General features: G+C 40.9%; 9 protein-coding genes. 3 read left to right on the top strand and 6 right to left on the bottom strand.

What is annotated here, in order from left to right; genetic code table 11:
• Together A9500_RS01895 and A9500_RS01890 are read left to right on the top strand one after the other, a co-directional pair.
• Positions 1-3398 (top strand): hemagglutinin repeat-containing protein (locus A9500_RS01895; RefSeq protein ID WP_179854546.1); only part of this gene is annotated, 3398 nt, incomplete at its 5' end.
• Position 3399: 1 nt separating this feature from the next.
• Positions 3400-3942, top strand: coding sequence for an ankyrin repeat domain-containing protein (locus tag A9500_RS01890; protein WP_065243693.1), 543 nt, complete (start codon positions 3400-3402; stop codon positions 3940-3942).
• Positions 3943-4115: 173 nt separating this feature from the next.
• Here A9500_RS01890 and purT read toward each other — a convergent pair whose 3' ends face one another.
• From purT to A9500_RS01870, 4 genes are all read right to left on the bottom strand, one after another.
• A complete protein-coding gene (gene purT / locus A9500_RS01885; protein ID WP_065243692.1) occupies positions 4116-5297 on the bottom strand; it encodes a formate-dependent phosphoribosylglycinamide formyltransferase in 1182 nt (393 codons plus the stop codon).
• Positions 5298-5306: 9 nt separating this feature from the next.
• Positions 5307-5810 (bottom strand): S-ribosylhomocysteine lyase, encoded by a 504-nt coding sequence (luxS, locus tag A9500_RS01880; RefSeq protein WP_005694994.1) that lies wholly within the window; start codon positions 5808-5810, stop codon positions 5307-5309.
• A gap of 255 nt (positions 5811-6065) precedes the next feature.
• Entirely contained in the window at positions 6066-6545 is a 480-nt protein-coding gene (locus A9500_RS01875) for a YqaA family protein (protein ID WP_065243691.1), read from the bottom strand.
• The gene (locus A9500_RS01870; protein ID WP_065243690.1) at positions 6545-7144 is read right to left on the bottom strand and encodes a beta-phosphoglucomutase family hydrolase; all 600 of its coding nucleotides are present in this window, start codon (positions 7142-7144) and stop codon (positions 6545-6547) included. Before A9500_RS01870 ends, A9500_RS01875 begins: the two co-directional genes overlap by 1 nt.
• A 111-nt stretch (positions 7145-7255) precedes the next feature.
• On the opposite strand from A9500_RS01870, the gene A9500_RS01865 reads away from it, so the two are divergent.
• Positions 7256-7621, top strand: coding sequence for a hypothetical protein (locus tag A9500_RS01865; RefSeq protein ID WP_049364267.1), 366 nt, complete (start codon positions 7256-7258; stop codon positions 7619-7621).
• A 22-nt stretch (positions 7622-7643) separates the two neighbouring features.
• On the opposite strand, the gene ppx is transcribed toward A9500_RS01865, so the two are convergent.
• Positions 7644-9188, bottom strand: coding sequence for an exopolyphosphatase (gene ppx / locus A9500_RS01860; protein ID WP_065243689.1), 1545 nt, complete (start codon positions 9186-9188; stop codon positions 7644-7646).
• A gap of 8 nt (positions 9189-9196) precedes the next feature.
• On the bottom strand, positions 9197-13096 hold the full coding sequence (locus tag A9500_RS01855; protein WP_373554053.1) for a translocation/assembly module TamB domain-containing protein: 3900 nt from the start codon (positions 13094-13096) through the stop codon (positions 9197-9199).
• Positions 13097-13099 lie beyond the last annotated feature (3 nt).

Genomic DNA, 13099 nt, shown 5'->3' with positions numbered 1-13099 from the left:
ATATTCAGGCTGGACATGATATTGATATTGCAGCAGATACCAATCATTTCAAAAATAAGCGAGTGGAAACCAAGAAAACCAGAGGTGTGTTCACAGACGGCGGTATTGGTTTTACCGTTGGTTCCCAATCAGAAAAACATGATTATGAAACGGAAGGTTGGACACAATCAGATGCACGTAGCACGCTGGGTTCAATGAATGGCAATATCACAGTGAGTGCGGGTAACCATTCGAATGTCATGGGAACGGATATGATTACGCCAAACACGAATCGCATTGATATTAAAGGTGCAAGCGTGAAGGTAGAAGCCGGAAAAGATATTATTGAACGTAAAGAGGGGCATGAGTATAAGCAATCAGGACTTACGATAGCCGTTACATCACCGGTTGTAAGTACAGCACAATCGATGGGACACAGTATAAAGCGTAGTCATGAAGTTAAAAATGAAAAATTGAAACAGCTTCATCAAATGAAAGCGGCTTATGACAGTATTGAATTAGCTCAAAATGCAGCAAATGTTGCAAACACAGTTTCTAGCTTAGGCAATATGACGGCAGGTAATGTGTCTAATCCGAGTATTAAGGTCTCTATTAGCGTAGGTGCGAGCAAATCAACTCAAACGAGTGAAAGTAAAACAATCACTCATAGTAGTAGTGAGCTGAATGCTGGCACGGTGAATTTAACCAGTCGAAAAGGCGATGTTGATGTGTTGGGCTCAACGTTAAATACAAAACGTTTAGAACTTGATGTGGCTAAGAACTTAAACGTGGAGTCAGTACAAGATACTTACCATAACCGAAGTGAGAATAAAAACACAGGTTGGAGTGTAGGTGTATTTGCAGGCGCTAATGGCAATAGTTATGGCATTGGTGTAGAAGGTTCTGCTCAAGTCGGTAAAGGGCATGAAAATAGCGATAGCGTGACGCAGCGTAATAGTTATCTGAATGCTGAAGAAACAATTATTAAAACCGGTAAAGACGCTAATTTCAAAGGTGCAGTTGTTAAAACAGACCGTTTAGAGGCGGATATTAAAGGCAATCTTAATTTAGAAAGCCGTCAAGACAGCAATCACTACGACAGCAAACAAACACAAGCCGGTGCAGGCTTTAGTGTGGCAATTTATGGCAGTGGTTTAAGTGCTCAAGCAAACTATTCTCAAAACAAAGCGAAAGTGAATTATGCCCAAGTGGAAGAGCAAACTGGTTTCCATGTGGGCAAAGGAGCAATGGATGTTAAGGTTGCGGGGAATACACACCTTGAGGGTTCTGTGATTGATAGTGAAGCCGACCAAGATAAAAACCGCTTCCAAACAAAATCGCTTAGTCATACCGATATTGAAAACCGCAGTGAGGTTGAAGTAAAAAGCGTGAGTGCGGGGCTTTCAACGAATATGGCTCAGAATGCTAAAAATGCGATGGCTGCTGCGGCGAGTGCGTTAGGGAATAAACATGAAAGTGCTACAAGTCAAACGCAATCAGCGATAGGGTCTAATATTCAAATTAACACAGAAACACCGGAAAATCTGACCGCACTTTCCAGAGATACACAAAATGCCAATCATAAAGTAAAAGCCTTTGATTTACAGGAAATCAAAGAGCAGCAAGAAGCGGCGCAAGTAGCCGGTGAGTTATTTTCAAAAATCACAGGTGATGTAGCCAAAGCATTTGAATTTGAAGACGGTAGCAAAGAGAAGATTGCGATGCATGCCCTTGCGGGCGCATTAGCAGCGAAGATGTCAGGGGGGAATGTTGCGACAGGTGCGGCAGCCGGTGCAGGTTCAGAGTGGTTGAACACGTATGTTACAGATTACTTAAACGAACACACGAAAGACCTTAAGTTAGATGCAGGACAAAAGGAGAAGCTTAAACAAGCAGCACAACAAATGACCGCGTTGGCGATAGGTGCGGCAGCGGGTGCAGTGACTGGTGGGACAAGTGAAACGATTAAACAGGGGGCGTTGACATCTTACAATGCGGAGACGTATAACAGACAGCTTCATGTTGATGAGATTAAATGGATTAAAGAAAACGCAAAACGTTTTGCTCAAGAGGAAAGTGAGCGTTTAGGGCACCAAGTCACTGAGCAAGAAGCGATGGAGCGATTAATTACCCAAGCTGCTCAAGAAGTCGACTATGCTTGGTTTAAGAAAATTGGCGAAACAGATGGTCAAGCACAGTCTTTCTTAAGAGGTGCAACGGCTCAAGGTGATGTACCACCTTATGATAATCGAGGTACATTTATTAATTCGGATGGTAAACGTCAGTCAATGTTTACTGTTGCGGATAAAGATGAATATTACTCAACGGGTAAATATTCAAATGCATTGGCACAATTTGATAAAGCAAATGGCCATGTTGTAACGAAGACATTACAACCGAAAGTAAAATATAATCTTTATACTAAATCGTTATCAGATGGTGCAGATGCGGCTTTAAAAGGTACCTTGCATGCATTTGATCATCCAGAGGATATACTCAAGCCGATTAGTTTTGGTATTGCGAACTGTTTAAAAGAAGATATGTGCATTTCTGCTGGTAAGGAAATGTTATCGGATTCAGGAAAAGCGGTATGGCAGTCAGGTAAAGACATTTTGGGCGCAGGCTATCATCTTGACGATGTAAATTACCTTTATGGTAAAAATATGGTCAATGAGATTGATGCGATAGCAGCTGTGAGAGGTGGCACTGCCTTGTTAGATCTTACGGGGGCAGGTAAGGCTGCTGGTGTGGGTGTAAAAGCTGTGGGGGAAGTTGCTGGTAAGGTTGCCGAAAGAACGCTTACTCGTTTACCTAATTTACAGACCGGCAATTTAGTTAAATCTAAAGTAGATTCTGAATTTTTGAGCAAACCCTTGCCAGAAGGATATAAGTATGTTTCGTTAAGTGAGATTGAAGGTCCGAAGGGTGGTGTTTATCACTATATAGGAGATGATGTAAAAGGAAATCCTGTTTTCTTCAATAATAATAAGTTTGTGTCGTTTGAGGGTGGGGTGAAGAAAGAATTGAAATCAGAACCTAATCTATTAATGAATAAAACGGCAGTAGGGGATAAATACCCAAGACCAACACTTAGAGTTGAAACTAAGAAAAATATTCTTTCGCAATATGAGCAGGTTTCAGATAATGTATTACTTCATAAAGAAACAGGTGACATAGTGAATGGTCCATTTGATATAGGCCATATTCCAGGATGGGAGCATAGAAGATTAGAAGAGGCTGCTAAACAATTGGGTTTAACAAGACAGGAATTTAATGATTACGTTAACGCTAGACCACAGAATTTTAGATTGGAGAATCGTTCTGAAAATCGAAGCCATAGAAATGAGATGCCGGGAAATGGTAAAATTCAAAAAATTAAAGATGATATGGAATTGTTTTTAAAACAAAGAGGAAATTAATATGACAAATTTATATGAAAAATATAAAGATGATCCGGAGATGCTTGTTGCGATATCAGATAGAGAAGGAAATATCGCAATGTTGGAGGATATTTTCTTTATAAGTAAAAAGTTAGATATTCACTATGTATCGGCAGACAAATGGAATTGGCTACACCAGTGTAATTTAATTTGTGCCGCTCCGTTGTCGGTTGTGGAGTTTTATATAAAACATGGAGTGGAGATTAATGCGCAAGATATGTACGGAATGACTCCCTTGCATTATGCATTACGAAGTAAAAATATTGATGCTGCGATAGCGTTACTTAAGGCTGGTGCAAACCCTAATTTACCGAATGAAAGAGGAATTACACCTTTATCCTATATTAATGGTTTCCCAGAAAGACTGGATTTGCTTCAATTAATGCTAGATAACGGGGGAGATGTAGATTTCTTTACTGGACAGCATGGTATTTTAGAAGGGATCAAAAAATATCGTTCACAAGATCCTAAATTTAAACCGGTGATTGAGTTAATGGAAAAGTATTCCAAAAAGGGCATTTAATTTACTTTGGGAATAAATTTTAAAGGTGTGCTATATAAAGCTCATTTTTAATTATTTACAAGTAGATTGGAAAAATAGAAATATCAAGTGCAGTCAATTTTCAAAGGGTTTTAAAACCTCTTAAAAATTAACCGCACTTTTTGTATTTCAGTGATGCTTATATTAAGCAAACCTTATAATTTCACATCCAACTTCGCGTAAGCACGTTCTACTTTTTCCAAGGCTTTTTCCACGGAAATATCACGAGCGAGTAAGACACCTAAACGGCGATGGCCATTGACTTCGCCTTTGCCGAAAATACGAATATTGGTGTTTGGTTCAGCCAATACTTCGGCGATATTACCAAATTGCACGTTTTTCGATTGGCCTTCTATCACAATGGCTTTGGAAGCCGATGGGCTAATAAGGGTGATTTCTGGAATCGGTAGGCCTAAAATCGCACGGGCGTGTAAGGCAAATTCGGATAATTCTTGAGAAATCAGCGTGACCATACCGGTATCATGTGGTCGAGGGGAGACTTCATTGAAGATAACCTCATCACCACACACAAACATTTCTACACCGAAAATGCCGCGACCACCTAGTGCAGTGGTAATTTTCTCTGCGACGTCTTGTGCTTTTTTCAACGCTACATCAGACATGGCTTGTGGCTGCCAAGATTCGCGATAGTCGCCATCTTCTTGACGATGGCCGATTGGCGCTAAGAAACTGGTGCCATTAATGTGGCGAACGGTGAGTAAAGTGATTTCATAATCGAATTTAACAAACCCTTCTACAATCACGCGTCCCGCACCTGCGCGACCACCTTGTTGAGCGTAATCCCACGCTTTTTGTAAGTCATCTTTGGATTTCAAAATACTTTGGCCGTGGCCAGAAGAAGACATAATTGGTTTCACCACGCAAGGAATACCGATTTTTTCAACTGCACTTTGGAAGTCAGCAAAGTTATCGACAAATTGATAAGCTGAGGTTGGCAAGCCAAGCTCTTCGGCAGCTAAACGGCGAATGCCTTCGCGATTCATGGTGAGCTTGGTGGCTTTGGCGGTAGGTACAACATTAAAACCCGCTTGTTCTAATTCCACTAGCGTATCAGTCGCGATGGCTTCCACTTCCGGCACGATGTAATCTGGGCGCTCTTTTTCCACTAAGGCTTTGAGAGCTGCACCATCTAGCATGGAAATCGTATAAGCACGATGTGCTACTTGTTGTGCTGGGGCGTTTTCATAACGATCGACGGCAATCACTTCCACGCCTAAACGTTGTAATTCAATCACCACCTCTTTGCCCAGTTCACCAGAGCCAAGCATCATCACTTTAATAGCATTCGGGGTTAATGCTGTACCTAGGGTTGTCATGTTGTGTCCTTATTTTAAGAAAGATTCATCAAGTGCTAAATCATCATTTTTATTAATCCCCACACCGCGAGCAATCACATTTTTAGCAATATCATGTGCTTCTTCTAAAGAATGCTCGGTGTAAGTCCCACATTGGTATTCGTTTAATTCAGGAATTTGGTTTTGATCTTGCACGGTTAAAATATCTTTCATAGAAGCTAACCAGGCATCAGCCACTTGTTGCTCGTTTGGAGTGCCGATTAATGACATGTAAAAACCTGTGCGACAGCCCATTGGGGAAATATCGATGATTTCTACATTGTCATTGTTTAAATGGTCACGCATGAAGCCCGCAAATAAATGCTCAAGGGTGTGAATCCCTTTTGGTGGGAGAATTTCTTTGTTTGGAATGCAAAAACGAAGATCAAAAACGGTGATGTCATCGCCCTTTGGGGTACGCATCGTTTTGGCAACACGCACGGCTGGTGCGTTCATACGGGTGTGATCCACTTTAAAACTGTCGAGTAATGGCATATTTATTTCCTTAAAAATCAGTGATTTGTAAATTAATTGCAAGTTTTTGTAAATTTTTTTACATTTTTTTACAATTTCTTTGAACTTTTCTTTTTAGCGTCGGTCTTATAGAACAAGCAACTTGCAGTTGTTTTAATAAAATTGGTTCCTTAGGTTATTTGCCCCTTACTTGATAAGGGGCGTTTTTTATCTGTTGAATATCAATTCGTCTTTATTCTAGCCCACAACCAGGTTATCCACAAAGGCTATTCTCGGCTATGACACGAAAGGTAAACTGAAAAAGAGCAAGGCAATATAACGCAGTCCTTTTCCAATCGTCATAAAAATCAAACAACTTAGCCAATTCAATCGAAGCCAACCGGCTACCGCACAAAACACATCCCCGACAATAGGCAACCAGCTCAATAATAAAGTGATAGCACCATAGCGTTGTATTTTGTTTATCACCCATAAAGTGCGGTCATTTTTGCTGTCAATTTTCGGAAACCATCGACCAATCCAATAAGTGGTGAGGCTGCCAAGTGTATTGCCTGCGGTTGCCAGAAAAACAAGCCAAAAAATATCCGCACTTAATAATGAACCGACCAATACTTTTGGCACAGCAAGGGAGACAAACACAATTTCTGAATTACCTGGCAAAATGGTGGCGCTTAAGAAAGCGCTGAAAAACATCAGCCATAAGCTATGGGTTTGCCAAAAATCAGCCAAAAAGCTGAAAGAGAAAATGTCCAACATTAGGCTCTAATAATCTCTCTCGTTCTGACATCAAACACATCCATCCCCGCACTTAATCCCGCTTGCACGCCAAGATCGGCATCTTCAAACACGATACAACGTGATGGTTCAGCTTTTGCCAGTTCTGCGCAGCGTAAAAAGGTTTCAGGATGCGGTTTATGTTCTTTCACATCATCAGCACTCACAATGGCGTTAAAGTAATGTTTGATATCTAATTTTTGCATCAACATATCAATCATTTGGCGGTTCGAACCTGAACCAAGCGCAATTGGCTTTTGTTGATAGTAATGACGCACCACGTCAAAGGTCGGGAGTAATTTTGATTCTGTTGGAATCAATTCATAAGAAAGTTTGCGTTTTGCTTGTATGACTTCATTTAAACGTTCTTGTGGCATACCAGCATCTTGCATAATAGCTGAGGCGATAGTGCTCACGGTTGCGCCACCTAAATCATACATAATTTGGCTGTTAAAACGATAACCAAATTGTTCCCCTACCATACTCCACGCGCGGGCGTGCACTGGCATGGTGTCGATTAAGGTGCCATCCATATCAAAAATAAGGCCATCATATTTTTCAAAAAGTCTGTTATCTATCATTTATTGCTTTCCTAGTTAGTAAATTTTTTCACTTTATTTCAATTTTGTGATCTGTGCACTGGTAATTTTATGAAATAGCGGTAAAGTTATCCTATCTTAAAAAGGAATGTTATGTCGTTACTCAAACAATTAACCCGTTGGAAAATTCGCGGTCAGATTGATCAGGACGTTATTGATATTATTCTGACTTTACAAAGTCGCCTAGAGCATCATTGGCGCATTGATGTGTCGATTCCGACCGTCATCACACTCTTATTGCATATTGCCAACAGCCTTGCCCGCTTAAAACGAGGCGGTTGCGTTTCCCCGCTTCATCAATCCTTTTATGATGAAATGCAAAGTGCGGTTATTTTCCCTGATGTTTTGGAAATTCACCACGATTTGCTTTCTTTTATTCCGCAAGAAATTCCCGAAGCCGAGCAGAGCTATTATTTAGCCAATATTTATAGCTTGCTGCTGGAGCAAGATAAAAAATAAGGGCATGAAAGCCCTTATTCTATCAGTTAAAAATCAAACTGAGTTCTAAATCTTTGAGTAAATTGCTTTCTAAGCGCAATTCATTCCACACTAATGGATTATTATCCAAATAATGTTTCTCAAAGGTCAGTTCCCAAGTCTGTAAAGAGCGGTCAATTCTGAGATTAATTTTATCCGTGCTATCTGTTGCTTGGCGAGATTTATTTAAAATTACCGAAATGCGTAAAAGAAGCAGTAAAACAAGGACATCTTCATCCGCATAACGAGCAAAAATCGGTAAATCATTCTTTTTAAATGCGCCCGTATGATAACGAACTAAATTCACCAATAAGCGTTGTTGCTCGCGATCAAAGCCCGGTAATTCCATATTTTGCAGAATATAAGCGGAATGTTTTTGCACATTGCGATGATTTATGACAATGCCAACTTCCAATAAACGCGCTGCCCAAATCAGCAGGTTTTTCATTTCATCAGCAAGATGCGGTTTTTGCCAATGGGTGTATTGGTCAATTAAGGTTTTCGCACTATTGGCCACGCGATCGGCTTGCACTAAATCTAAGTTAAATTGTTCGGCAAGTCCTAATGCAGTACGTGTACGGATGTCTGAAACTTGGAAGTTTTTTTCTAAGCTGTAAATCACCCCTTCACGCAAAGCGCCGTCAGAATAGCGCATATTTTCTAAGCCAAAAACGTCAAAAACGGCACTTAAAATGGCTAAGCCTGGCACGAAGACATCCACGCGATCAGGATTTAATCCCGCGATATTGAGTTCTTCAAAATGGGAAGCTTGTAAGGTTCGGTCAATTAAATTTTGTAAGCGTTCAGCCGTGATGATGCCGTTCGGGTCAAGAGTTGCAGTAATCACTTGATAGACGGTTTTAATGGTGCCTGATGAACCTAACACTGATTGCCAGCCGAGTTTGCGATATTCCCAGCTTAAATCTTCAATTTTATTGACCGCACTTTGGCGAGCTTGCTCGAAGTTTTCTTTTGAAATTTGTCCATTCGGGAAGAATTTTTTGGCAAAGCTCACGCAGCCCATGTGACGACTTTCTGCCACTAAGGGGGTGAAATCATCACCGATGATCATTTCTGTCGAGCCACCACCAATATCAATGACCAGTTTACGTCCGCTTTCGGGTTGAGTGTGGCAAACACCCGCATAAATAGTTTTGGCTTCAGTTTGACCACTAATGATATTAATAGGATAGGGAAAGACAGTGGCTGCTTGGCGTAAAAATTCGTCATTATTGACCGCTCTTCGTAAGGTATAAGTGCCGACGACATTCACATCTTCTGGCGCAAAGCCTTGTAAGCGTTCAGCAAAAAGTGCAAGGCAATTTACACCGCGCTCAATGGCTTCTTGGCTTAATACATTGTGCTCGTCTAAGCCATCGGCAAGTCTCACTTTTTGTTTTAAACGAGAAAGCACCTGAATCGAGCCATTGATAATCCGTGCCACAATCATGTGGAAGCTGTTTGAGCCTAAATCAATGGCGGCAATCTCCCGGGCCTCACCTCGGTGATGAGGTTCTACGAGTTGAGCCAGTTGCTTGTCGTTATGCATGTCCTTTCCTAAAATTCAAATTTATACAATAAATCAAAAACTTGGTTTGTGCTGGTTACTGATTGGAAATAAAGTTGTGGCATTAAGCGGTAACGTAAGGTCACTTCGGCTAAGCCATCAAACAATCCTACACCATATTTCACTTGTAAGCGTTTACCAATATTACCACTAACTTGTACTTTGGAGCTATCCCCAACACCGGCAGTGCCTAAGTTTAAGTCTTGAATACCAAAGGCTTCACCAATACCGCCGACTACTTTACCACTTTTCGCTAAACCTAAGCCAAGTAATGCCGCACCCACAGAACCACTGGAACCTGCTTCACCGCTGTTTTCTAATGAGCGACCGGTTAATAAATAAGAAAGTGCCTGGTCTTGAGATTTGGCTGGGTCAGAGAAAATCGTGACTTGTGGGCTAGATGCCATACCAATTACTTTTACCCCCGCGGTTACTTTACTGTCTTCCATCGCTTCTGGGTTACGAATCGCTTCAATATTTAACATCGGTTGTGAAGGTAAACCAGCGAAGCTGATTTGCCCTTTACGAATTAATAAATCCTGTCCAAAAGAAGCATAACGACCATTTTTCAGGTTAATTTGACCAAATAAACCTAGTTTGCCTTTATCCTGTTTCACAGAAAGTAAGCCGTTCAAATTGGTTTTTAAACCATAGGCATTTAAATGCACATCATCGCCGATTTTAATTTTTAAATCAGATTGAATTTGCATACCCGATTTGGTTTCTGAAGCAAATTGGCGATTAATGAGCTCTTCTTCACTTTTTCTTGGGCCATTTAAAATCACTTCGTCTTCACTCACTGGTTCAGCATTGTCTGGTAAGCTTTCAATGGCAATTCTTGCCCATGGAATATCCACGTTTCCGCTCAAATCTAAGAGTTTTGGCGAGGCTTTGACAACCACATTCGGGCTGACTTTTAATTTCGCCATAGACGGAATATCGACTTTGAAGTTATCCGCTTGCGCTCTAACTTTTGCCGTCCAGTTATTCATGTTAGCCCAGTTAGCTTGCCCATTAATATTCAGCTTACTATCTGGTGTTTGAACATAGCCATTTAAGGTTGAAGAGGTACCATTAAAGCGGATTGCCACTTGACCATCAGTTACATCAAAAGGCAGGCTTTTCAGTTTCGTTTTTACATTGCGAATATCGAAATTACCGTTTAATAATGGTTTTTCTAAATTGCCACCGAAACTTAAGCGAGAAACCACTTCACCATCCATGCTTTCACCGCTAGAGAAAAGTTGATTCGCTAAGGATAAACGTAAACCTTCAATGGTAAAGGTGCCGCCTAATTGTCGGCCTTTACTTAAATCATTAATTTTTAAGTCCGTGCCAATTCGACCTTGATTCTGAACGTTAATGTCTGATTTCAAGGTTAAATTGTTATTTTGAATATCGGCATTCACACTTAATTTAGGAATATCTAGCTTAAAGGTGCGGTAGTCTAATTTTTGTGCTACACCAATGTTATTGCCTTCCACTGCCACATTTAGTTGTAATGGTTTATCTGTGAACCATGCCACTTTACCTCGGCTTTGTAACTGGCCTTTGAGCGTGTCTTGTCCCATCAATCTATTCACTAAATCTAAATTAATGCGTTTAAGCTCAAAAGGGACTTCGCCGTTTTTCCCTGCCGTAAATTGTTGAGGGAAGCACAGATCTAAGTCTTGGTTAATCCAGCAGTGAGAACCAATGGTGGCTTGGATTTTTTTATTGTCATAAGTCACCGGAATGGTTTGATTCACTTTAAAATCGCCGATAGGTGAGTTTAGGCTTACTTGGCTTAAATTGCCTTTCCATTGCTGAGAAGTGCGGTCAAAATTCCCCGCGATTTGTAAATCAGCTGCAACAGGTTCCCCTTTTGATTTTAAGGTGAGCGTATGATGTTTTTCATCACCCGATGCATTCAAATCAATATTATGCAATTTAATGCTGTCGCCATAGCGGAAGTTTTCCGCTTTGACGGTAAGTTCACCTTTCACTTGCGGTTCACTAACGATATTACCTTTAATTAAGGCTTTGGATAAGTCTAACCCTTGGAAGTGCAAGCCTTGTGCCATTAAATCGGCATTGATGGTTGGCGCAGTAAGTTTGCCTAAGATCTGTGCCTTACCGACCACGGAGCCCGTTAAATCTTGCCATAGACCACGCAAGCTTGGTGCGTTGATATCTAAATCTAGGTTTGATTTATCACCTAACGTACCTTTTGCCGCAATACGGTTATCGCCATAGTTCAGCAATAAATCAGGGATGTTTAATAAGGTTTCATTACTTAAAAAGACACTTCCTTTCAAGCTTAATGGGCGAGAAGAGAGACTACCCGTTAAATCCACGGTAGGCACATCTACTTTCCAATGATTGGAATCAGCGGAACCTTTTGAGCTCACTTTGCCTGATAATACGGCTGGCATGGCTGGCACATAAGGGCGAATGTTCATTTTGTTTAAATCAGCGGTCACATCCCATTGCGCGCCATCTTTCCAGTTTGAGGAACCCGTTAAACGTGCCGTACCATCGAGGGCAGCAAGTTTTAATTCGTTGAGGGTGACTTCATAGAGTTTACCGTCTGCATTCAAATCAACATGGGTGTGAGGAATATGATCCATACCGTCCACGCCACCGACAACCTCTGCGTGATAATTCAATAAATCGCCCGTGAGCTTGATATCGACATCGTTAATTTTAAGTGGCGACAGGCTATCAGCGAAGGCGTATTGACCTTTTTTCGCTTTTAACTGCAGATTTAATGGCATTTTATCTTCAGCCAGTTTCACATCACCCGTTAAGGTCGCATCAAGTACGCCTTGTGTGGTTAACGAAAGTGCGGTCGTTTTTTTCAATGAACCCGATAAATTGAGATCAACTTTGCTGGCAGGCAGAATGGTTTTATCTTTTGATTTAAACGCTTGGAGATCAGATTTTAATGTGAGATCAACCCGAAAATCTTCATTGAGCTGGAGTTGTCCTTGGCTAGAAAGTGTACCAAGAGAGCTGTCAATGTCGAGTTTTTGTAATTTCACTAAATGATCGGTGGCATCCGCTTGTAATTCTACTTTAGGCACAGTGATTTTTTGTGTTTCTTCGCCTTTTTCATTGAGGGATTGATATTGCCAGTTTGTACCCAAAACACTTGGAATGTGCATATCAAAAGGCAAGTTCACCGTATTTAAATTACCTAAAAAAGCGGGTGTGAGTGTTTGCTCAATTTGCGCCCAATCAACGGGTTTAGCAGGTTCTTTTTTCTCAGGCTGAGAGGGATTCGGTTGAGTTTGGGAGACCGTTGAGAAAAGCACATCTGAAAGCGTGGTGGGCTCAAGAGTAAGGCCTGATTCATTGTTTAAACTGACCGCACTTTGAAATGACGAAAACGTAATATTGCTTTGATCGAGTTTCATATCAAAGTCAGTAATCGCCACATTTTTCACTTGTACAGAAACCGGTAAATGGATTTTTTCCATTGGACCACTTTCGGTCTGTTTCTCTTCAGAAGGCGGCATAACACTGGTATCAATGGCGATTTTAGGCTGCGTTAAGCTGAGATCATCAACAATAATATCACCCGAAAGTAAACGAGCTAAATTCAGTTGTAAGCGCGTTTTAGGAAGAGCCACATCTACGCCGGTTGTTTGAAAACGTAAATTTTCTAAGACTAAACCATCTTGTAAGCCACCGCTGACTTGTTCAATAGATAAGCTATCGAGCATTTTATCGGCAAGTTGAATAATTGCACGTTGCCCACTATCAAAAGAAAGTGCAGTGACTAAGCCTAAAACAGGGACAAAAATGACCGCACTTCCGACACATAAAATTTTACGGCAGGTCTTTTTCTTTTTGACGGGTTGTGTCGTTTGGTTATCTGGTTGTTTTTCTTGTTCAGACATAGTCATACC

The organism is Haemophilus sp. CCUG 60358 (genome assembly GCF_001679485.1).
Taxonomy (GTDB): Bacteria; Pseudomonadota; Gammaproteobacteria; order Enterobacterales; family Pasteurellaceae; genus Haemophilus_D.
This window is presented reverse-complemented; position numbering and strand designations above follow the sequence as displayed.

Bases quoted from the DNA above. Each gene is read 5' to 3' on its own strand.
- A9500_RS01890 (WP_065243693.1), top strand. From the start codon at position 3,400: ATGACAAATTTATATGAAAAATATAAAGATGATCCGGAGATGCTTGTT.
- purT (WP_065243692.1), bottom strand. From the start codon at position 5,297: ATGACAACCCTAGGTACAGCATTAACCCCGAATGCTATTAAAGTGATG.
- luxS (WP_005694994.1), bottom strand. From the start codon at position 5,810: ATGCCATTACTCGACAGTTTTAAAGTGGATCACACCCGTATGAACGCA.
- A9500_RS01875 (WP_065243691.1), bottom strand. From the start codon at position 6,545: ATGTTGGACATTTTCTCTTTCAGCTTTTTGGCTGATTTTTGGCAAACC.
- A9500_RS01870 (WP_065243690.1), bottom strand. From the start codon at position 7,144: ATGATAGATAACAGACTTTTTGAAAAATATGATGGCCTTATTTTTGAT.
- A9500_RS01865 (WP_049364267.1), top strand. From the start codon at position 7,256: ATGTCGTTACTCAAACAATTAACCCGTTGGAAAATTCGCGGTCAGATT.
- ppx (WP_065243689.1), bottom strand. From the start codon at position 9,188: ATGCATAACGACAAGCAACTGGCTCAACTCGTAGAACCTCATCACCGA.
- A9500_RS01855 (WP_373554053.1), bottom strand. From the start codon at position 13,096: ATGACTATGTCTGAACAAGAAAAACAACCAGATAACCAAACGACACAA.